This window comes from Citrobacter sp. RHBSTW-00944 (genome assembly GCF_013615435.1).
In the GTDB taxonomy this organism is placed as follows: Bacteria; Pseudomonadota; Gammaproteobacteria; order Enterobacterales; family Enterobacteriaceae; genus Citrobacter; species Citrobacter braakii.
In genome coordinates, this window is sequence record NZ_CP055418.1 from 3,222,472 (window position 1) to 3,244,924 (window position 22,453).

Genomic DNA, 22,453 nt, shown 5'->3' on the forward strand with positions numbered 1-22,453 from the left:
TAAGCGCAAGCGCCACCGGGCCTTTTGCCGGATAGCGGCGTTACCGCCTATTCCGGCTTACAAAACGACAGGTCAACGTTTCAGGCTAACGCTTTGGTTACCTTCTCGAACAGATCGCCGGAGAGATTCTCCAGACCTTTCAGCTGTTCCAGCGCCGCGCGCATCTGCGTCTGACGTTTTGCATCATACCGTTTTAAGCGAATCAGCGGCTCAATCAGACGTGACGCCACCTGCGGGTTACGGCTATTGAGTTCAGTCAGCATGTCGACCAGGAACTGATAGCCGCTGCCATCTTCCGCATGGAATGCCGCCGGGTTGCTGCCCGCAAAGGCGCCAATCAGAGATCGGATTCGGTTCGGGTTACTCATACTGAAGGAACGGTGCTTCAGTAAGCCACGTACCGTTTCCAGCACGTTTCTCGCCGGGCTGGTGGATTGCAGGATAAACCATTTGTCCATCACCAGACCGTCATGATGCCACTTATCGTCATACTCCTGCATTAGCGTGTCGCGGCAAGGCAGTTGCGCCGCGACTGCCGCGGACAGCGCCGCCAGCGCATCGGTCATATTGTTTGCTTCACGGTACTGCTTGCTGACCAGCGTGTCGGCCAGATGGGTTTCGCCAAAGGCCAGGAAACGCAGGCAGGCATTACGTAGCGTACGCTTGCCAATATCGGCATGCTCAACGCGGTACTCATCAAGATGATTAGCGTTATAGATGGCGAGGAATTCATCAGCCAGTTCGGCCGCCAGCGTGCGAGTTAACGCTTCACGTACTTCCGTTATCGCCACCGGATCGATGATGTCGAACAGTTCAGCAATTTCATTCACCGAAGGCAGCGTCAGAATCTCTGCCGCCAGTGCCGGATCGATTTTTTCATCCAGCAAAATCGCCCGGAATGCATCGGCCACGTGTACCGGCAGCGACAGCGGCTGTCCCTGCTGATGGCGAGCTACGTTGAGCTTAATATAGGTCGCCAGCAAGCTTTGCGCCGCGTCCCAACGAGAGAAATCGTTACGCGCATGACGCATCAGGAAGGTCAGTTGCTGATCGCTCCATTTGTATTCCAGTTTTACCGGTGCGGAGAATTCGCACAGCAGTGCCGGAACCGGCTGGAAGTAGACGTTATCGAAGACAAACGTCTGCTCAGCCTGAGTGACATTGAGTACGGAATTCACCGGGTGCCCGCCTTTTTGCAGCGGGATCACTTTCCCTTCGTTGTCATACAACTCGAGGGCGAAAGGAATATGCAGCGGTTGTTTTTCGGCCTGATCCGGCGTGGCCGGCGTGCGCTGGCTGATAGTCAGCGTGTACTGCTCAGTAGATGGATTGTAGTCATCACGCACGGTCAGAATCGGCGTACCGGACTGACTGTACCAGCGGCGGAAATGCGATAGATCGACGTTGGACGCATCTTCCATCGCCTGCACGAAATCATCACAGGTTGCAGCGCTGCCGTCATGACGCTCAAAGTACAACTGCATCCCTTTCTGGAAGTTAGCCTCACCGAGCAGGGTGTGGATCATACGAATAACTTCAGCGCCCTTTTCGTACACGGTCAGGGTATAGAAGTTGTTCATTTCAATGACCATATCCGGACGGATAGGATGCGCCATTGGGCTGGCATCTTCGGCAAACTGCAGGCCGCGCATGGTGCGCACATTGCTGATCCGGTTTACCGCGCGTGAGCCGAGATCGGAACTGAACTCCTGATCGCGGAACACGGTTAGCCCCTCTTTCAGGCTCAACTGGAACCAGTCGCGACAGGTCACGCGGTTGCCGGTCCAGTTGTGGAAATATTCGTGACCGATGACGCGCTCAATATCGAGGTAGTCTTTGTCGGTGGCGGTATCGGTACGTGCCAGCACATATTTGGAGTTAAAGATGTTCAGACCTTTATTCTCCATCGCCCCCATGTTGAAGAAATCGACCGCGACAATCATATAAATGTCGAGGTCATATTCGAGGCCAAAGCGCTCTTCATCCCATTTCATGGAGTTTTTCAGTGAGGTCATCGCCCACGGCGCGCGGTCCAGGTTGCCGCGATCGACGTACAGTTCCAGCGCCACTTCACGCCCGGAACGGGTGGTAAAGGTGTCGCGCAGGACGTCGAAATCACCGGCTACCAGCGCAAACAGATAACACGGTTTCGGGAACGGATCCTGCCACTGTACCCAGTGACGACCATTTTCCAGTTCCCCCTGCGCCACACGGTTACCGTTGGAGAGCAGGAACGGATATTGGGTTTTATCGGCGATAATTTTGGTGGTAAAACGCGCCAGGACATCCGGCCTGTCGAGATACCAGGTAATATGGCGGAACCCTTCCGCTTCACACTGGGTGCACAGCGCGTCGCCGGACTTGTACAGTCCTTCCAGCGCGGTATTGGCCGCCGGGCTAATTTCATTCACGATACGCAGCGTAAAACGTTCCGGCAGTTGACTGATGACCAGAGCGCCCTCTTCTTCTTTATACTCTGCCCACGGCTCGTCGTTCACGTGGATCGACACCAGGGTCAGATCTTCACCATTCAGGCGCAGGGGCGCATCGGACGCGCCATGACGGACAGCCTGGCTCACGGCGGTGACCACGGTTTTTTCAGCATCCAGGTCAAAGGTCAAGTCAATATCAGTAATCTGGTAATCCGGCGCACGATAGTCGTGACGGTATTTGGCTTGTGGCTGTTGTGTCATAAAAAACCTTTAGCATCTTTGGTAGAGTCTCGGCTTCAGTCTATTCCTGTTGCGTAAATCGCGCTACGCAGAATGTTCATCTTTTCAGGCACAAACACCCTTTTTGCTACATTTTTATAACACGCGGCACGAATTGCCCTCGACCAGAAAGACAGCTTATGGTGTGATCGGGGTTCAATAAATCGCTAAACAAGGTATACTCCAGCGGTTTTCTTAGTTGTTTATTGTACTAAACGCTCCCGTGAGAGGATGCTACTGCGCACCTATGACACAATTCGCTTCTCCTGTTCTGCACTCGCTGCTGGATACAGACGCTTATAAGTTGCATATGCAGCAAGCCGTTTTTCACCACTACTATGATGTACAAGTAGCGGCTGAATTTCGTTGCCGTGGCGATGACCTGCTCGGTATTTATGCCGATTCTATTCGTGAGCAGGTGAATGCTATGCAACACCTGCGACTGCAGGAGGACGAGTACCAGTGGCTCTCCGACCTGCCTTTCTTTAAAGCTGATTACCTCACCTGGTTACGTGATTTCCGCTATAACCCGGAACAGGTTTGCGTCACCAATGATAACGGTAAGCTGAACATCCGCTTAACCGGGCCGTGGCGTGAAGTGATCATGTGGGAAGTCCCGCTGCTAGCGGTTATCAGTGAGATGGTACACCGTTACCGTTCGCCCGAATCAGGCGTCCCGCAGGCACTCGATGAGCTGGAAAGCAAACTAGTAGAATTCTCTGCTTTAACGAAAGATGTCGATATGTCCCGCTTCCATCTGATGGATTTCGGTACGCGTCGTCGTTTTTCACGTGAAGTACAGCAGGCTATTGTTAAACGCCTGCAGCGAGAGCCCTGGTTTGTCGGCACCAGTAACTACGATCTGGCCCGCCGCCTGTCATTAACCCCAATGGGCACGCAGGCGCATGAGTGGTTCCAGGCTCATCAGCAAATCAGCCCTGAGCTTGCCACCAGCCAGCGCGTTGCCCTGGCCGCCTGGTTAAATGAATATCCTGACCAACTCGGCATTGCGCTGACCGATTGCATCACCATGGATGCGTTTTTACGCGACTTTGGCGTCGAGTTTGCAACCCGCTATCAGGGTTTACGCCATGACTCAGGCGACCCGGTGGAATGGGGTGAAAAAGCCATCGCCCATTATGAAAAACTGGGCATTGATCCGCTGAGCAAAACGCTGGTGTTTTCAGATAACCTCGATTTGAAAAAAGCGATTGAGCTCTACCGCCACTTCTCTTCTCGTGTGCAGTTGAGTTTTGGTATTGGCACACGTTTAACCTGTGATATTCCCCAGGTTAAGCCGCTCAATATTGTAATCAAGCTGGTGGAATGTAACGGCAAACCTGTGGCGAAGTTATCTGATAGCCCGGGTAAAACCATCTGCCACGATAAAGCGTTCGTGCGCGCGCTACGCAAAGCCTTCGATTTGCCGCATATTAAAAAAGCCAGTTAAACCTTCCAGGGAGCCAGTTTGGCTCCCTTTTCACGCTAATTTCCGAAATCTTTCACTCCAGCTACGAATTCTGCTTGTCTGATTGCAGATGCCAGGTAACATAGGTATCCCCCCATTACGGGTGGACATGTGTTTATATATCCGACTATTAACAGAGAGAATATTATGAGCGTTGTGCCTGTAGCCGACGTACTCCAGGGCCGCGTAGCCGTTGACAGCGAAGTCACCGTGCGCGGATGGGTGCGTACCCGCCGAGATTCAAAAGCTGGCATCTCCTTCCTCGCCGTTTATGACGGTTCCTGCTTTGATCCTGTACAGGCCGTCATCAATAATTCTCTGCCCAATTACAATCAGGACGTACTGCGCCTGACGACGGGTTGTTCAGTTATCGTAACGGGTAAAGTCGTTGCATCTCCTGGACAAGGACAGAGCTTTGAAATTCAGGCCACTGAGGTTGAAGTAGCCGGCTGGGTTGAAGATCCTGATACCTATCCAATGGCGGCTAAGCGTCACAGCATTGAGTATCTGCGTGAAGTGGCGCACATGCGCCCACGTACCAACATGATTGGTGCTGTCGCGCGAGTACGTCATACGCTGGCGCAAGCGCTGCATCGCTTCTTCCACGAGCAGGGTTTCTTTTGGGTATCGACTCCGCTGATCACCGCTTCCGATACGGAAGGTGCCGGTGAAATGTTCCGCGTGTCTACGCTGGATCTGGAAAACCTGCCGCGTAACGATCAGGGCAAAGTCGATTTCGACAAAGACTTCTTTGGTAAAGAAGCTTTCCTGACCGTTTCCGGTCAGCTGAACGGCGAAACCTACGCCTGTGCTCTGTCCAAAATTTATACCTTTGGCCCGACGTTCCGTGCAGAAAACTCTAATACCAGTCGTCACCTGGCAGAGTTCTGGATGCTGGAACCGGAAGTGGCTTTCGCCGACCTGAACGATGTTGCAGGCCTGGCTGAAGCGATGCTGAAGTACGCGTTCAAAGCCGTACTGGCTGAGCGTGCGGATGATATGAAATTCTTCGCCGAACGTGTCGACAAAGACGCGATTTCACGCCTGGAACGTTTCATTGAGGCTGACTTCGCGCAGGTGGATTACACCGACGCGGTAAGCATTCTGGAAAAATGCGGCAAACAGTTCGAAAACCCGGTTTACTGGGGTGTAGATCTCTCTTCTGAGCACGAACGTTATCTTGCTGAAGAGCACTTTAAAGCGCCGGTTGTCGTTAAAAACTACCCGAAAGATATCAAAGCGTTTTATATGCGCCTTAACGAAGACGGTAAAACCGTTGCAGCAATGGACGTCCTGGCTCCGGGAATCGGTGAAATCATCGGTGGTTCTCAGCGTGAAGAGCGTCTGGACGTACTGGATGCCCGTATGCTGGAAATGGGTCTGAACAAAGAAGATTACTGGTGGTATCGCGACCTGCGTCGCTACGGTACCGTTCCACATTCCGGCTTCGGTTTGGGCTTTGAGCGTTTGATCGCTTACGTTACCGGCGTGCAGAACGTCCGTGACGTTATTCCGTTCCCGCGTACCCCGCGTAACGCCACGTTCTAACCCTGCATTTTTGATACAAAAGCCAGCATTGCTGGCTTTTTTTGTCACCGCTTCACGTTTTGGGATCCCCCTCCCGCGTTTAACACAACCCTTCGCCTTCCCCCTTCCTGTTACGTAATATTTCACCGCAACATATTTGAACAAAAAATAATCAGTATTTTTATTGTGGATTAGCATTTTCTGATTAGATAGTACATTTTCTGACCATTTGCACGGCATTCCAGACGTCCAGAAATAGCTATCTGTAAACCATGAACTTTATGGCAGAACAGAGAAAAAAGGAGTTTATCTAAATTAAATATAAGAAAATCATATAAATAGAAATAGAAGTGGTGATTTTTAGCGCACGGACATCTGAAATTTGAAGTTGTTCACAAAGTTGCACAAAAATAACATTTTGTTACACACTTTTTCTTTTTGAAACCAAATATTTATATTTGTAGCACTTTGACGGTAGCGAAACGATAGTTTGAATGGAAAGATGCCTGTCAGACACATAAAGACACCAAACTCTCATCAATAGTTCCGTAAATTTTTATTGACGGAAATTATTGGCGGCAGTGGCAGGTGTCATATAAAAACCGATGAGGGTAATAAATAATGATGAAGCGCAATATTCTGGCAGTGGTTATCCCTGCTCTGCTGGTAGCCGGGGCAGCTAACGCTGCAGAAATCTATAACAAAGATGGCAACAAAGTAGACCTGTACGGTAAAGCAGTAGGTCTGCACTATTTTTCCAAGCACAACGGTGACAATGCCTACGCACCTAATGGCGATCAGACTTACGCCCGTCTTGGTTTCAAAGGGGAAACTCAGATTAACGACCAACTGACCGGTTACGGCCAGTGGGAATACCAGTTCAGCGGCAATAACTCTGAAGGCGGTGATGATGCTCAGAATGGCAACAAAACCCGTCTGGCGTTTGCCGGTCTGAAATTTGGTGACGCAGGCTCCTTCGATTACGGTCGTAACTACGGCGTCGTTTACGATGCTCTGGGTTACACCGATATGCTGCCAGAATTCGGTGGTGACACTGCTGCTTCCGACCAGTTCTTCTCCCAGCGTAACGGCGGTCTCGCAACTTACCGTAACTCTAACTTCTTCGGTTTGGTTGAAGGCCTGAACTTCGCTGTTCAGTACCTGGGCAAAAACGAGCGTGATGACGTTCGTCGCTCTAACGGTGATGGCGTTGGCGGCTCTGTTAGCTACGAATTCGAAGGTTTTGGTATCGTAGGTGCGTATGGTGCAGCTGATCGTACCGATGCCCAGCAAAACCCAGTTCTGCGCGGCCACGGCGACAAAGCTGAGCAGTGGGCGACCGGCTTGAAATACGATGCTAACAACATCTACCTGGCGGCGAACTACAGCGAAACCCGTAACGCAACCCGTATCGCTAACGGTTATGCTAACAAAACTGAAGACGTCCTGTTGGTTGCTCAGTACCAGTTCGACTTCGGCCTGCGTCCGTCCCTCGCCTATACCAAATCTAAAGGTAAGGACATCGAAGGAATCGGCGACGTAGATCTGGTGAACTACTTCGAAGTGGGTGCGACTTACTACTTCAACAAAAACATGTCCACCTATGTTGATTACATCATCAACCAGATCGATTCTGACAACAAACTGGGCGTAGGCTCTGACGACACCGTTGCAGTGGGTATCGTTTACCAGTTCTAATAGCAGACCTCTTTGTTAAATGCCTAAAAAACAGGACTTCGGTCCTGTTTTTTTATCTCTGCTAGCGGATTCTTGCGTCTTAAAAAAACACCTCGGCTTTTCGTCAGTAACGGTTGGCATTTTGTAAATCTACCGTTAACCTGATAGCGGACTTCCCTTCTGTAATCACTATGGAACCTCGTCATGTTTGAGAACATTACTGCCGCTCCTGCCGACCCCATTTTGGGTCTGGCTGATTTGTTTCGTGCCGATGACCGCCCAGGAAAAATAAACCTTGGGATCGGTGTATATAAAGATGAGACAGGCAAAACGCCGGTACTGACCAGCGTTAAAAAAGCCGAGCAATATATTCTGGAAAATGAAACCACCAAAAATTACCTTGGCATCGACGGTATTCCAGAGTTTGGTCGCTGCACTCAGGAATTACTGTTTGGTAAAGAAAGTTCGCTTATCAACGACAAACGTGCGCGTACAGCACAGACTCCTGGCGGCACTGGCGCACTGCGTGTGGCCGCTGATTTCCTGACAAAAAACACCTCAGCTAAACGCGTATGGGTGAGCAATCCAAGCTGGCCAAACCATAAGAGCGTCTTTAACTCTGCCGGTCTGGAAGTTCGTGAATACAACTATTACGATGCCGCGAACCACTCATTAGACTTTGATGCGCTGCTGGCAAGCCTCAGCGAAGCGCAGGCTGGCGACGTGGTGTTATTCCACGGCTGCTGCCATAACCCAACCGGTATCGATCCTACGCTGGAGCAGTGGCAAACGCTGGCTCAGCTTTCTGTCGAAAAAGGTTGGTTGCCGCTGTTTGACTTCGCATACCAGGGCTTTGCCCGCGGTCTGGAAGAAGATGCAGAAGGTCTGCGCGCATTCGCTGCGCTGCACAAAGAGCTGATCGTCGCCAGCTCCTACTCCAAGAACTTTGGTCTGTACAATGAGCGCGTAGGCGCCTGTACGCTGGTTGCAGCCGATGCTGAAACCGTCGACCGCGCGTTTAGCCAGATGAAGTCCGTCATTCGTGCCAACTATTCCAACCCACCAGCACACGGCGCGTCGGTTGTGGCAACCATCCTGAGCAACGATGCCCTGCGCGCTATCTGGGAGCAGGAACTGACTGATATGCGTCAACGCATCCAACGCATGCGTTTGCTGTTTGTGAATACGCTGCAAGAGAAAGGTGCGAACCGCGATTTCAGCTTTATCATCAAACAGAACGGCATGTTCTCATTCAGCGGCCTGACCAAAGAGCAGGTTCTGCGTCTGCGTGAAGAGTTTGGTGTCTATGCCGTCGCTTCCGGACGTGTGAACGTAGCAGGAATGACGCCAGATAACATGGCGCCGCTGTGCGAAGCGATTGTCGCAGTACTGTAATCTATCGCGTACTAAAAAGGCCGCAATAGCGGCCTTTTTCATTTATCTGCGGTGTTACCAGACTGGCATTTCATCCTGCAGGAACGGATTATGTAGCCGTTCGTTGCCCAACGTCGAAAGTGGGCCGTGACCCGGAATAAACGTCACGTCATCGCCCAACGGCAACAGTTTACGTTTAATCGAATCAATCAATTGACTATGATCTCCGCGAGGAAAATCGCTGCGCCCTACGCCGCCTTTGAAAATCACGTCACCAGAAATCAGTAGCTTTGATTGTTCATCAAAGAAGACCACATGTCCCGGCGTGTGACCCGGGCAATGCAGTACCTGCAACGTCACGTTACCCACGCTTACCCGGTCGCCTTCATTCAACCAGCGATCGGGCGTCAGCGGCTCACAATCGCCCAGGCCAAACATGCGACTCTGAGCAGGAAGTCCTTGTAACCAGAACTCATCTTCTTTTTCCGGACCAATAACCGGTACACCATAATGCTGTGCCAGTTCAGCCGCCGCACCTACGTGATCAAGATGACCATGGGTGAGCAGGATCTGCATTAGCGTCAGGCCACTGGCATCGACTTCCTGTTTGATTTTCTCAGCATCGCCGCCGGGATCGACCAGCGCAGCCAGACGGGTTTGCTCACACCAGATTAACGAGCAGTTCTGGGCGAATGCAGTGACCGGAATAATACGATAGTTCATACGGCTCCTGTTTCATTAAGCTTATGGATCACCAATGACGCGCCGGTCCGGTGTCAATATGCACAAAGTTACTGCGTGGGTAGTATCCTACACCACCTGCGCGCATAGATAACGCAGCTTTGCGAATATTACTTAATGCGATGCCTTCAATATGGAAATCCATGGCCTGCCCTTTCGTGTGGTAGCTTTTCTTTGCCACACCGCGGCTGTGCGCACGTAATTCATTATTGGTATCAATAGAGCGGTAACCAGAAATAAGCTGTACGGGTTTACGCGTGCCCAGCAGGCCCTGCAGACGGAAGAGTTGATCGAACAATCCCGGATCGATGGATTTCACTTTATTCGCACGAAAATCACGGAAAAAGTGATTAAGTTTAGCTAATTCGTCCTGAATATAGCCCCTGCCATCAAAAAACTCTGCTTTTATTGACTCACCGGTATGCAGGTTATTCAGAGTCAAAATGCGCGGACGTGGGGTAGAGAGTGTAGCAAACGCAGGCGTAGGCAGGATGGCAGCGCCGAGGGCAATACCACCAAGCGCCAGCAGTTTGCGGCGATTAGCGTCAAATTTGTCCATGGTTTTAAGGTCTACAAGGTCAATGTTATCGTATGTATGCTCTAGCGCACGCGGGAAACCTTATCTGGCTAAGTAGTCCACGTCAAGGCTCCCAACCCCAGGAAATACGGGGTTTGCAGCCATTTCGCCCCGTTTCCAGCATAACTTACGACAATTATTTTCCTCGAACTGCTTCATTTATCTGATTAATTGTTCAGCTTTTGACACAATTTGTGCACTGGATCGCGCTGTCTGATCGTAATTGTAAATATCTGTACGATACTGCGTGCGACCATCCGGGCCAACAAATGCGGTCAGATAGTAGAGGTTGACGGGGATATTCTGGCGAATATTCACGTACCTTGTATCCCCTTGCTTCAGGGCATCCGAGATGCGCGTATCATTCCACCCCGCATCCTGTAGCAGCATATTCGCCAGCTCAGATGCCTTGTTCACGCGCACGCAACCGGAGCTTAACGCCCGCGAATCCTTCTGGAACAGAGTGTGGTTCGGCGTATCGTGCAGATAAATAGCATCCGAACTCGGCATATTGAATTTATAGCGTCCGAGCGAGTTACGCGCTCCCGGAGCCTGCTGGAAGCGGAACGGCAGATTGGAGGCGGTGATGGTGGCCCAGTCAACCTGCCACGGATCTATCGTCTCTTTGCTGTTCCAGCCGCGCATTACGGTATAGCCGTGACGCTCAAGATACCCCGGGTCATTCCAAACCTTAGGCAGAATATCCTTCCGGGCCAGCGTCGGCGGCACGTTCCACGGCGGGTTAACGACCACGTTATTCAGCGCACTGCTCATCATCGGCGTTTTACGATCGGGACGTCCGACGATAACGCGCGAGGCCAGCACCTGATTGCCGTTTTGATAATACACCAGCGAGTAGGCAGGAATATTCACCATGATACCGGTAGACAGCGTACCCGGCAGCAGGCGCAAGCGCTGAATATTTAACGCCAGCACGCCCGCACGTTGAGCAGGCGTCACGTTCAGCCAGTCACGCGTGGCAGGGCCAATCGCGCCATCGGCCCCAAGCCCCTGCCACGTCTGAAAACGCTTAACCGCGTCAACAAGTTCACGATCGTAAGCGCTACGGCCTTCTTTGGCAGCCGTACTGACAACAGACTCCAGCATCCCGGTACGGCGTAAAATTTCACGCAGCGCAGGGATATCGTTACTCCACTCCCCCGGACGCAGCGTCGCGGTACTGGTCAGTTGCGGCCAGGGCCGCGTATCGCCCACCAGCTTGAGCAGCGAATCATGCATTGCTGCGTACTGCGGATGTTGCGGTGCCAGGCTGGCGACAAACGAAGTCAGTTGACCGTTATCCAGCGCGACTTGCCATTGGTTGATCACGGAAATCGGCGGCGTCGTCAGCGCATAGGGCTTATCGCTATAGAGCCAGCGATTACCTTTGACGGGGATGTTGGCAATAAAGTGCAGATACCCCATCATCGCATCTGAGAGCACGATATCTCGCGCCTGACCGGTTACTGCCGGGTCAGTCAGTAAAGCAACCCAGGTGGTGAACTGCGGCTGAAAGCCGGCAATCGCCACTTCAGCTAACTGTTGCTGAAAGGCTTTTACCGCATCACGATTTTCCCACATCGGTTTCATTTCGCGTGCGGCATACAGCAGTTCCAGTTGGCTCATATAAACCGGTGTGAAGCCCGCTGGAAGTTGAGATTGTAATTCGGCGCGGGCTTTATCAACTGACACGCCCTCGGGCAGTGGTTGGATACCTGCCATGATAGCCGTCGCGGAAGATTGAGCCTGCGGCTGCGATAACGCTGTTGGCTGTTCACTGACGGTCGCTGAGCTATCGCCAGGGATCATTTCAGGCTCATCGGCCTGCGCATTGAACAGTGGAGCGAATGTTACGGCCAGGCACAAACTAATTGCCGACAGCCGACGACCACACATTTTATTAAGCAACATCCCTTGCCCCCTGTTTTTTTATCATACTTTGAGTAGCCAGGCCGTATGTCTTCCCCTTATTTTGGCGGGGCCGAACCTGTAAAACGCCAATACAAGCTGAAGTATGACGAGCAAGCCTGTGACGCGTTAGGCTTACCTTTAGTATATAAACATGAAAAAATTTTTGCCTAACCTAATGTAAAGAAGTTTAAAGAAATTACACCAGTTATTGAGAATTTTCGGAAGAAAAGAAGGCGGCCATTTAGCCGCCTTTTATTTAGCTTGCCTGCGAGGAGGCATCTTCGGTGCCAGGCAGCGGCTCAGGTAACTGAGGCGCAAACCCGCGCAGACCTACCACGTGAACGTGTTCGGTGTTCTGGAAGACTTTACGCACCAGTTTGTAGGTGGTGCCTTTCTCCGGGCTAATGTTTTCTGGGGCTGCGATAATCAGCTGCATTTGCAGACGCTCGCACAGTTCAAACAGGGTCGCGATAGAGCGTGCATCAAGTCGCGCAGCTTCATCCAGGAACAGCAGACGGCAAGGAGAAATATCTTTCCCGCGCAGTCTACGCCCTTCGTCTTCCCAGCTTTGCACAACCATCACCAGAATAGACATCCCGGTCCCGATCGCTTCACCGGTTGACAGCGCGCCAGATTCAGCACGCAGCCAGCCGTCAGAGCCACGGTTAACTTCAACTTCCATTTCCAGATAGTTACGGTAATCCAGCAGTTCTTCACCAATGGTTTGCGGCGTACGTTGCCCCATATCAATCTGCGGATTCAGACGCTGATACAACTTCGCCAGCGCTTCAGAGAAGGTCAGACGATTGCTGTTAAACAGATCCTGGTGCTGCTCATGCTGTTCGGAAAGTACGTCCAGCAAGGTAGCATGCGTCTCGCGTACGTTGACGTTCAGACGAACGCTGTTTACCTGGCCAAACGACACGCTTTGCAGCCCCTGGTTCAGCATGCGAATACGGTTCTGTTCGCGCTGAATGGTCTTACGAATGATATTCGCCACGCTGCGAGAGCTGATCGCCAGTTTCTGTTCGCGAGACGTTAATTCTTCCGTCAGACGGCTCAGCTCAATCTCCATCTGTTCGATCGCTTCAACCGGATCGTCGGTACGGATGATATCCTGGCGAATACGTTCACGCAGATGCTGATAAACCGCGACAAAGAACTGAATTTTACGCTCTGGACGTTTTGGATCTTCAGACATGCGCAGTACATCGCGCAGGTGTTCGTTATCCGCAACCGCCAGGCGCAGCGCACCGAGCGCCTTATCCGACATCGAGCGCAGTTCATCACCGGAAAGATACGCCAGCTCCCGACGGTGCAGGCGGCGTTCAACGCCGTTATCTTTCACCATCCGCATCACCGCACACCATCCGGCTTTCGCGGTAACTACCTGCTCGCGCATTTCAAAATAATCACGTTCCAGCTTGCGCAGCCTGCGGGTCAGGTTTTCCATCTCCGCTTCGCAGAAGGTCAACGCTTTTTCCAGTTGGTTACGGCGCGCACGGTTATTGCTGAGCTGCGCATGCAGTTCATCACGACGAATACGCGCGCGCTCTTCGGCACCGCTGTCCGCACGAACGCCAATATCCTGCAGTTCACGTTGTAAATCGTTAAGCAGCTCTTTTTTGGTGTCATAGGAGCTTTTCAGCGACGCCATGACCTGGTTGTACTGGCTTAACTGTGCGGCGTGACTGCGTAGCGCTTCACGGGCGCGGGTACGTTCAGCTTCCGCCTGTTCCAGGCGCTCACGCAGTTTTTCGTTCAGATCGCTGTTGCCGCTAAGCATTTCAGCAGAGTCGGAATAGCTAAAGTGCGCCCGGCGCTGCACCACTTCGGTCAGAGCAAAAGCTTGCTGACGCGCATCGCGCTGCATCTGCTGGGAATACGCGTAGTCTTCCTTCAGTTGTTCAAACTGCTCAGGGTCATTTTGCAGGACCGAAACAATCGGTTCCAGTTTGGCTAACTGGTTACCATGTTGCTGCACAAAACGCGCCGCTTCCTGGGCTTCATCCAGGCGCTCACGAATTTCGTCCACGCGATCGGCCAGCGTGTCATCCGCCAGCAGATTCAAACGCGGGAGAAGGCGGTTAAGAGCGGAGACCCCCTCTTTCGCCTGCTCAAACTGCATACGGCTTTGCTGATTATCATTTTCATGATTGCTCAGCGCACGTTCCAGTTCAACGCGACGGCCATTCAGTTGGCGAATTTCCGCTTCCGGATCGGCTTCAAACGCCACCGACAAATGACTGCCAATGAAACGACTGAACGCCTGATGCAGACGCTGGGTTTTCTGGACGTCAAAGGAGAGCGTTGCGAAACGTTCAGACAGCCCTTCACGCTCGGCATGCAGGGTTTCGATACGGCTTTCGCGCGCTGCACGGCCAAAAATCGGCACCGTCGGGAAGCGGGAATAACGCCACTGACGCTCGGCGGTTTTCACCACTACCGCTTTTTCCAGCTCATCAACGCTGAAAACGCTGTCATCAAACGACTGCGGATCCCCTTCGATGAAATAGAGATCTTCCGGACAATCCGTCAGCCCTTCAAGCTGCTCGGTAATCAGCGACAGATCCGGCACCACGATGGCATGACGCGAAGGACCGTACAGCGCAGAGAAGTACGGCGCATCTTCAAGACTAACGTCGTCATAGATTTCTGACAGCAGAACGCCACCGAAGCGCTCCGCCAGCGCGTTCAGACGCTGATCTTCCGCCCCGCCCGGCTGACTTAAACGTTCAATCTCTTCATCAACTGCATTTTTGCGCGCACCGACTTCATCACGCTCAACAATGGCTTCACGCTCGCGCTCCAGCAGTTGTTGCAGATACTCGGTCACGTCCTGGCTTGAGGTAAACTCTTCGCCACACTGCTCGCTAAGCTGATTCAGGCTATTCTGCGCGGCCAGCCAGACAGGCGCACGTTTCATCAGATGCTGGATACGAGACTGCAGTTGTTCCTGCTCCTGACGCAACGTCATACGCTGTTCGCTGGCAGAAGAGACGCTGTCCGACAATGCGGCGATACGTTCTTCCAGCTCCTGGTGCAGCGCTTCCAGCTCATCGATATCGAACTGTTTACCCTGACGCTTGCAGAATTCAGCCAGCAGACGCTCGGCGTCTTGCTGTTCGCGCAGACGCTGCTCCAGTTCGCTGAGTCGCATACGCAACGGCTGAACCTGTTCCGCCAGGTGGCGCTGTTCAACGCCTTCCCGCAGCAGTTCACGCGCCACGCTCCAGGCTTCACCACGCGCCAGCGGGCCATTGATAGCCGCCACCAGCTGATAAGCCTGTTCGAACTGGCTGTGCGCGGTTTGCGCCACGCTCATTTTTTGTTCCAGCGTCAGCAGTTTTTCAGTGGCTTCCTGCTCTTTAGCCTGGAAGGTTTCCAGCCATTCAGCAGCGCTGTCGGCGGTCAGATCCGGTAAGTGACAGAGCTCTTTCGCCCGATTCAGCGCCTGGATCGCCTGGGTATACTGGATGGCTCGCGTTTGCTGGACGTCCAGCGCTTGCTGATAATCGGCAAGCTGGCTTTTCAGCTCATCCACTTCCAGTTCCGCGGCTTCTGCGCGGGCTTCGTTTTCATCCTGGCGGTCAACGGCCTCCGCGACCACCTCATTTTGTTCTTCGAGACGGACCTGCAGTTCTTCGAGATCCGCTTCGTAGCGTTCAATTTTTTCCTGCTGACGCAGCGCGGTTTGCACCAGATTCAGGTGATCGCTCGCGGCCTGGTAATCAGCTTCCAGATCGCCTTCCGCGCCGTTATGCTCGCCCAGTTCGCGCGCCATATCCACGTGCTTATACTGCTCAGCGGCCAGCTGCTTACGTGAAGTATGCAGCTCACGACGATATTCCAGCGCTTTATCAAGATGGATACGACGTTCGTTGGCGTGACGCATATAATCCGCGGCCACATAGTTGGTCGCTTCGCTGATCAAATGCTTAAACAGATCACGGTCAGACTGAGTTACGCGAATCGCTTCCAGCGTCATGCGGTTTTCACGCAGCGCAGCTTCCATATCCTGGAAGGCTTTACGTACGCCGCTGTTTTCCGGCAGCAGGTAGTCACGCAGTGAACGGGTAATGGCACTGGAGATCCCGCCGTACAGCGAGGCTTCAATCAGACGATAGAATTTACTACGGTCAGACGCGGAACGCAGACGACGGGCGATGATGCCCAGATCGAACATCAGTGAGTGATAATCGGTGATTGAGTTGAACTGTTTAAACTGCACGCCTTCCATCTCATCAAGCTTCTCTTTCAGCTCAGAGAGGGACAGCACGCGCGCCTGGCGTTCATTCAGCGTTTCCGTCACCAGTTGGGTTGGCTGCACCGACATCGGCAGTCCCTGAATGGCAAACGGTTTGATATCCACTTTACGATCGCGACCGGCAACCTGTTGCAGACGCACCCCCACGACCACGCGCTGATGGCGCGAGTTGAGGACGTCGAGCATTGAGTAACAGACGCCCGCTTTCAACTTACCGTGCAGGCCCTTATCACGTGAACCACTGGTTGCACCGGCTTCGGTGGTGTTACGGAAATGCAGCAGGGTTAAGTCCGGGATGAGCGCTGTAACAAATGCCGCCATGGTGGTGGACTTACCCGCACCGTTACCGCCGGACAGCGTGGTAACCAGTTCATCAAGGTCGAATGTACGGGCAAAAAAACCATTCCAGTTAATCAGCGTAAGTGAGCGAAATTTACCGCGTTCAATCATTATTCTTCTTCTCCACTGTCCGGCTGATTCTCTTCGGGCTCATCGTTGAGCTGCAGGCGGTTCTCGACCGGCATCGCTTCGCCATCACGAATTAAGCGACGCTGCGCTTCTCGCGGATCGTCACCGCTGCGCACGTCCGCGCCAAAGCGGAAGACTGATTCCGTAATACGGAATTTGCTGCTGTCGTGACCCATAAACCACACCATGCCTAAACGGCGCAGACGGTTTAGCGAAGAACGAACTTTTTCCTGTAGCTTCTGGCGATCAACATCCGAACCGGTTGAACGATTGTTCACCAGTTTCAGCAGCTTCGCTTCATCAGCCAGCGTTAGCAGCTCGTCGTACAACTCTTGCTGGGTAAAAATCCCTTCATTCGCCAGGCGTTCCGGGCTGAGATAGAGATAGCAAAGAATTTTACCGACCATCATGTCCAGTTCAGACAGGACCGAACGGGGAATGAGCGTCGTTGAACGCGGGCGAAGGTAGAAGAACCCTTCCGGCGCACGGATCAATTCCACGTTATAGCGGCTGTAAAACTCTTCAAAATATTCCTGAAAATCCATCAGGAAGGCATGATTATCCAGTTCATCCAGACCGATATGGCGGCCCGAACGTAAGGCGCTGTCCAGCGCCGGAAATAACGGATTCGCCAGCGCCTGCGCCAGCTTTACCGGCATCACTTGTTCAATATTTGTCAATGACATGCGCCTGTACCTTGGCTCCGTAATCATTAATCGGCTGCCATTTGGCTGGCAGTCCGGTGAAGTCTGCTTGCGCTACGCCAAGGCGTACCGCCTGATCGATAACTATGCGCGCGACGTCGAAATGACGCGCACGTGGGTATTGCGCCAGATACTCGCGCACGACCAAACCGAGATCCAGTGGTGTTTGTCTGGATTTGTAGATAGCTAGCTGTTCTTCGATGATCGCCGCCAACTGTTCACGGATCTCGTTAAATTCTTCATATTCCAGATCTTCCGGAAGCTCGCCGGTGACCTCTTCGTCACGCAGCACCATCTCTTCGTCACGCATATCCAGCAGACGATCGGCGTTGGCATAGGTTAGCGCCCACGGATCGTCAAAGTATGTCTGCACGGACTGGCGCAGACGCTGGGCAAAGACGCGGTTTTTATCCATATCGATCGCGGTACGGATAAACTTATGCACGTGACGATCGTAGCCGATCCATAAATCAATGGACTGCTGACCCCAACTGATAATGCGGTCGAGCTTACTTTGTAAGTCAAACACCAACCGATCGACGAAATGCAAATCGTCATGCGTCATCGTGGCGTCCTGGATGTGTAACAGGTGAGCCTGTAGCTTATCCCCCGCCGCTTCCAGCGTATCCTGCAGTTCACGCAGCGTACCAGACGTTTCAGAGAGCAGCAGTTCACAGCTGGAGATCGCCGCCCGCCAGTCTTTATTAAGCAACTGTGCGATGTCGTCTTTTACCTGCTGTTGCTGTTCATCCATGATGCGCTGAGTCAGATCGATACTGTCAAAAATCTCCGCCACCGAGTATTTCAATGGCGCGTAGACGTTGCGATGCCAGTGGAACTCATCGCCACCTTCCGCTGCCGCATCCGCCGCGCGCTTTAGTTCACCAGCAACAATCGACAGTTGCATTGAAAGACGTAGCGTAGAGAATTCACGCTGACGAATGTAGTAATCCGTGATGCCAATTCCCAATGGCGTTAAACGATATATAGCGTTGCCTTCCGCCTGCTCGCTGGTAAAGCGGTTCAGCAGACGTTGACGCACCATATCGTTGATCGCGTTGTTGGCGCGTACGCCGATGGTTTCGCTGGTTTGCTCAAACGCATCACTCACATGGCGGAACGCATCCACCAGCTCACCTTCACTCATCTCGCCGTCAAGTCGCTCACCGTTCAGGGTCGCGACCGCCAGCAGGAACGAAAGTCTGTCTACCGGCAGAGAGATGGAGAAGTCATTTTTTCTGGCCCAGGCAACCAGTTCGGGGACTGTCTGGGAAAATTCACTCATAAATTATCCTTGCATCTGCGGCTCGGGCCGAACTTTTAATCGCGGTGACATGAATATAGCGCCCAAGGCTGATATACGGTTCCTGGCGGCAATAGCGCGTTTCTAACTCAAGTAACATTTCAAAGTCGTCATGCTGTTTATGTTTATCTCGCAGATAATCATGAAACACACGGACGCCCGTTTTACCGGTTATCTGCCAACCGATCTCGTCCAGCCACTGGTAGACCTGCCCCGGATCGCGCGGGTAGTCCGGTGAAAGCGTGCGTTTTTTACGTTTCGGCATCCCCACCTGCACATAGTCAAAGTTCCCTGCGACCATGTTATGCATCAACAGACCGTTAGCATTGTAGAACATTAACGACAGCGCGCCGCCTGGACGCAATACTGACCACAGAGTCTGCAACACGCTGACCGGATCTGTCACCCACTCCAGCACAGCATGAAACAATATCAGATCAACCGGGCTTTCCAAATGCGAAGCAACATCCTGAGCGGCGCATTGTATAAAATGCATGTTCCCGCTCACACCTTTTGCCTCTGCCGCCTGTTGCGCTCGGGCGATCATCTCGCCAGACAGATCGCATAATGTGACGAAATGTCCTCGTTCCGCCATTTTGATGGCCGTTTGCCCTTCACCACCACCGGCATCCAGAATGTGCAGTTTTTGCTCACCGAACGTTTCCAGTAATCGATCCAGATCCTGCCAAAGGATAGCCTGTCTTAATTGACCTTTGGTGGTGCCGTAAATGTTACGGGAAAACTTCTCTGCAATGTCATCAAAATTGCGATCCCGCATCGGGCTCTCCGCATACTGGCTTTAGGGTGACTAAGTAAAACCGCTATTTTGTCACACCCACGCCGAGAATGAACCTTCCTGGTGTAATATCCCTGCAGATCCCCTGCTGTATGGTTAAAAAAGGAACCAAAAAGGATGCTTTTTACGCTGAAGAAAGTGATTGGCGGTATGATGCTGCCGCTGCCACTGATGCTAATTATGATGGGTATTGGCCTGGCGCTGGTCTGGTTCAGTCGCTTTCAAAAAACAGGGAAAGTGTGTATTAGCCTGAGTTGGCTGGCACTGTTACTCCTTAGTTTACAGCCCGTCGCCGACAGCCTGTTGAAACCGATTGAGGACAGTTATCCAACGTGGCAAGGTTCGCAAAAAGTGGAATATATTGTGGTGCTGGGCGGAGGGTATACCTGGAATCCGCAGTGGGCGCCGAGTTCAAATCTGATCAGCAACAGCCTTCCACGTCTGAATGAAGGTATTCGCCTATGGCGCGCAAACCCGGGATCGAAGCTCATCTTTACCGGCGCTGCTGCAAAGACGAATAACGTCAGTACCGCAGAAGCTGGCGCCCGCGTAGCGCAGTCGCTGGGGGTGCCAGCCGATGAAATCATCACCCTGGATCACCCCAAAGATACCGAAGAAGAAGCCGCAGCGGTAAAGAAAGCCATCGGCAATGCGCCGTTCCTGCTGGTAACCTCTGCCTCCCACTTACCGCGGGCGATGATCTTCTTCCAGCAGGCCGGCTTGCATCCGCTGCCAGCACCAGCCAATCAGTTAGCAATTGATTCACCGCTTAATCCGTGGGAGCGCGCTATACCTTCACCCGTCTGGTTGATGCACAGCGATCGCGTTGGTTACGAAACCCTGGGACGCATCTGGCAGTGGCTGAAAGGATCGGAACATTGACAGGAATGTTGCCTGATAAGATGTTCACATGTTTATCATGCGAGCCACGGCAGCAATGATTTCGTTGCCAGGTCAAAGTTGGAACGATTAAAGCGTCCGGTGTTGACCAGTTGCGTCACTTCATCCCATAACACGTACAACCAGCGCCGCCAGATGAATGACTCCGCCACTGGCGCGCGCTGCAGGTATTGCCAAAGCAAGCTTTCCGCCAGCGCATTATCCATCAGGCGGAACAGTTCATATTCCCTTGGCGCCCACAGCATCAACCCCGGCCCCACCATAGCCAGAAGCTGATCGCTACGGGCGTCTTTGAGCATGCTACGTAAACTGAAATTACCGTGGATCAGCACGCAGTTATCATTGAATCCTTCAAATAAGGCAGGCAAACACTCACGGGTGCGAAACAGGATCCGCTTGTCCTGCATCGTTAGCCCGGTATTGTTGAACTGATTTAACGTGGTCCACAGCACCTCAACCCGCTGACGATACCAGGATGGCCAGATATTCTCTTGCGTGTTATCCACCATTCCCACGCAACCAGCACTATCCTGCCGATGCCATGACAGCAGACCTTCTACGATCTGATCTTTTAAATGTTCCCAGCGTTCGGGCGTTCGGGCAGGCGCTTCCACCGGCACTCCACGTAAACGCTCAAGCAGTAGCACATCAGGACCGGGATGTTCCTCGTGGGTTAAGACCCCATAAATGACGGGCATACGCACCGTACCACTGCGCGCCAGCATGGAGGTTTTCCATGCCAACTGCTGCGCCATACCCGGCGTGGTGAAACTTCTCGCCATCAGTGGCATCGGATTTCCCTGGCTGTCGTACAGTGACCACAGGGCCGTATCCACTTTTTCATTCACGCATTCTATACGACTGAGTTTTTCACCCAACAGATGACTGAGTTCGGCACGCAACTGTTCCATTTCGGATTGCCCTCATAAATGCTACTGCTTTCATAATGAGCGTCGTGCAGACAGATGTCACCCGGATGAGATCAATTGATGAAAAGAAAAGTGGCGGGAAAGCGTAACGATATGACACTCCTCCCAAAAATTCGCGTCATCAGGGGGAGTGTCGTGAGAAAAACTAACGCATTTCGGCGCGAACGCGCTCAAGATCTTCGGCAGTGTCTACGCCGGTACCGGGTACTTCTTTTGCGACGGCAACATGAATTTTTTCGCCGTACCACAGCACACGTAGTTGCTCCAGCATTTCAATATGCTCAAGCGGGCTGGGCTGCCAGTTAACATAACGGCGGATAAAACCGGCGCGATAGCCGTAAATACCCAGATGTCGCAAGAAGGTGTCACCCACCGTTTCCAGGCTTTTAGCGAAACGGTCGCGATCCCACGGAATGGTCGCGCGTGAAAAATAGAGTGCATAACCTTCGGCGTCCAGAACGACTTTCACCGCATTCGGATTAAATGCCTCTTCCGCACTGTGAATCGGGGCAGCAAGGGTCGCCATACCGACCTGGCGCTGTGCCAGATTCTCAGCGACCTGGCGAATAATGACCGCCGGGATCATCGGCTCATCACCCTGTACGTTCACAATAACGGTATCATCGCTAAAGCCACATTTCTCGACGACTTCCGCCAGACGCTCCGTACCGGACTGGTGATCGGCGCGGGTCATGCATACTTCACCACCCACCGCTTCTACCGCGCGAGCGACATCTTCGTGATCGGTCGCAACGATAATACGTTCAGCGCCAGATTCACGCGCACGCTCCAGCACATGCACGATCATCGGCTTGCCATTGATATCCAGTAGCGGCTTGCCCGGCAAACGTGTGGACGCATAACGCGCAGGAATAATGACCACAAAACTCATGATTTACTCTCATCAGCAGTCAGAACGCGAGCTTCGGTTTCCAGTAACACGGGAATGCCATCACGCAGTGGGAAAGCAAGGTTATCCAGTTTACAAATCAGTTCCTGTTTTTCCTGGTTAAACCAGAGTTTGCCATTGCATACCGGGCAGGCAATGATTTCAAGCAGACGATGATCCATAGTTCCTCCAGATGGACCGGATTGTGAAT

At 52.6% G+C, this 22,453-nt stretch carries 16 protein-coding genes; 5 read left to right on the top strand and 11 right to left on the bottom strand.

Translation table 11 applies throughout. The features are described from left to right. Positions 1 to 80: 80 nt before the first annotated feature. The gene (gene pepN / locus HV334_RS15610) at positions 81 to 2,693 is read right to left on the bottom strand and encodes an aminopeptidase N (RefSeq protein ID WP_016152466.1); all 2,613 of its coding nucleotides are present in this window, start codon (positions 2,691 to 2,693) and stop codon (positions 81 to 83) included. Positions 2,694 to 2,958: 265 nt separating this feature from the next. Here pepN and pncB point away from each other — a divergent pair, with 265 nt between their 5' ends. From pncB to aspC, 4 genes are all read left to right on the top strand, one after another. Continuing rightward, entirely contained in the window at positions 2,959 to 4,161 is a 1,203-nt protein-coding gene (gene pncB, locus HV334_RS15615; protein WP_047501156.1) for a nicotinate phosphoribosyltransferase, read from the top strand. A 165-nt stretch (positions 4,162 to 4,326) separates the two neighbouring features. Then, complete coding sequence (gene asnS / locus HV334_RS15620; protein WP_016152464.1) at positions 4,327 to 5,727, top strand: asparagine--tRNA ligase; 1,401 nt, start codon at positions 4,327 to 4,329, stop codon at positions 5,725 to 5,727. A 600-nt stretch (positions 5,728 to 6,327) separates the two neighbouring features. Continuing rightward, entirely contained in the window at positions 6,328 to 7,404 is a 1,077-nt protein-coding gene (gene ompF / locus HV334_RS15625) for a porin OmpF (RefSeq protein WP_019076404.1), read from the top strand. Positions 7,405 to 7,587: 183 nt separating this feature from the next. Next, positions 7,588 to 8,778 carry an aspartate transaminase gene (aspC, locus tag HV334_RS15630; RefSeq protein ID WP_181220596.1) on the top strand — a complete coding sequence of 397 codons (1,191 nt, stop codon included), beginning with the start codon at positions 7,588 to 7,590 and terminating at the stop codon, positions 8,776 to 8,778. 54 nt (positions 8,779 to 8,832) lie between these two features. On the opposite strand, the gene HV334_RS15635 is transcribed toward aspC, so the two are convergent. From HV334_RS15635 to cmoM, 7 genes are all read right to left on the bottom strand, one after another. Further along, entirely contained in the window at positions 8,833 to 9,480 is a 648-nt protein-coding gene (locus HV334_RS15635; protein ID WP_003035823.1) for an MBL fold metallo-hydrolase, read from the bottom strand. Between the two features lie 28 nt (positions 9,481 to 9,508). Continuing rightward, positions 9,509 to 10,057, bottom strand: a complete 549-nt coding sequence (locus HV334_RS15640; protein ID WP_016152461.1) for a YcbK family protein — start codon at positions 10,055 to 10,057, stop codon at positions 9,509 to 9,511. A gap of 177 nt (positions 10,058 to 10,234) precedes the next feature. Next, on the bottom strand, positions 10,235 to 11,986 hold the full coding sequence (ldtD, locus tag HV334_RS15645; RefSeq protein ID WP_181220597.1) for a L,D-transpeptidase: 1,752 nt from the start codon (positions 11,984 to 11,986) through the stop codon (positions 10,235 to 10,237). Positions 11,987 to 12,242: 256 nt separating this feature from the next. Further along, positions 12,243 to 16,703, bottom strand: a complete 4,461-nt coding sequence (gene mukB, locus HV334_RS15650; protein WP_181220598.1) for a chromosome partition protein MukB — start codon at positions 16,701 to 16,703, stop codon at positions 12,243 to 12,245. Then, positions 16,703 to 17,407, bottom strand: a complete 705-nt coding sequence (gene mukE / locus HV334_RS15655) for a chromosome partition protein MukE (RefSeq protein WP_016152457.1) — start codon at positions 17,405 to 17,407, stop codon at positions 16,703 to 16,705. The genes mukB and mukE overlap by 1 nt, the downstream gene beginning before the upstream one ends. Then, on the bottom strand, positions 17,388 to 18,710 hold the full coding sequence (gene mukF, locus HV334_RS15660) for a chromosome partition protein MukF (protein ID WP_016156123.1): 1,323 nt from the start codon (positions 18,708 to 18,710) through the stop codon (positions 17,388 to 17,390). Before mukF ends, mukE begins: the two co-directional genes overlap by 20 nt. Next, positions 18,703 to 19,506, bottom strand: a complete 804-nt coding sequence (gene cmoM, locus HV334_RS15665) for a tRNA uridine 5-oxyacetic acid(34) methyltransferase CmoM (protein WP_016152455.1) — start codon at positions 19,504 to 19,506, stop codon at positions 18,703 to 18,705. Before cmoM ends, mukF begins: the two co-directional genes overlap by 8 nt. A gap of 135 nt (positions 19,507 to 19,641) precedes the next feature. Between cmoM and elyC the strand changes: the two genes are divergently transcribed. After that, complete coding sequence (gene elyC, locus HV334_RS15670; RefSeq protein WP_047501165.1) at positions 19,642 to 20,406, top strand: envelope biogenesis factor ElyC; 765 nt, start codon at positions 19,642 to 19,644, stop codon at positions 20,404 to 20,406. A gap of 35 nt (positions 20,407 to 20,441) precedes the next feature. Here elyC and HV334_RS15675 read toward each other — a convergent pair whose 3' ends face one another. From HV334_RS15675 to ycaR, 3 genes are all read right to left on the bottom strand, one after another. After that, a complete protein-coding gene (locus HV334_RS15675; protein WP_016156120.1) occupies positions 20,442 to 21,335 on the bottom strand; it encodes a YcbJ family phosphotransferase in 894 nt (297 codons plus the stop codon). 163 nt (positions 21,336 to 21,498) lie between these two features. After that, entirely contained in the window at positions 21,499 to 22,245 is a 747-nt protein-coding gene (kdsB, locus tag HV334_RS15680; RefSeq protein ID WP_016152452.1) for a 3-deoxy-manno-octulosonate cytidylyltransferase, read from the bottom strand. Beyond that, positions 22,242 to 22,424: a protein YcaR gene (gene ycaR, locus HV334_RS15685; RefSeq protein ID WP_003035793.1), complete on the bottom strand. Its 183-nt coding sequence runs from the start codon at positions 22,422 to 22,424 to the stop codon at positions 22,242 to 22,244. Before ycaR ends, kdsB begins: the two co-directional genes overlap by 4 nt. Positions 22,425 to 22,453: the final 29 nt, after the last annotated feature.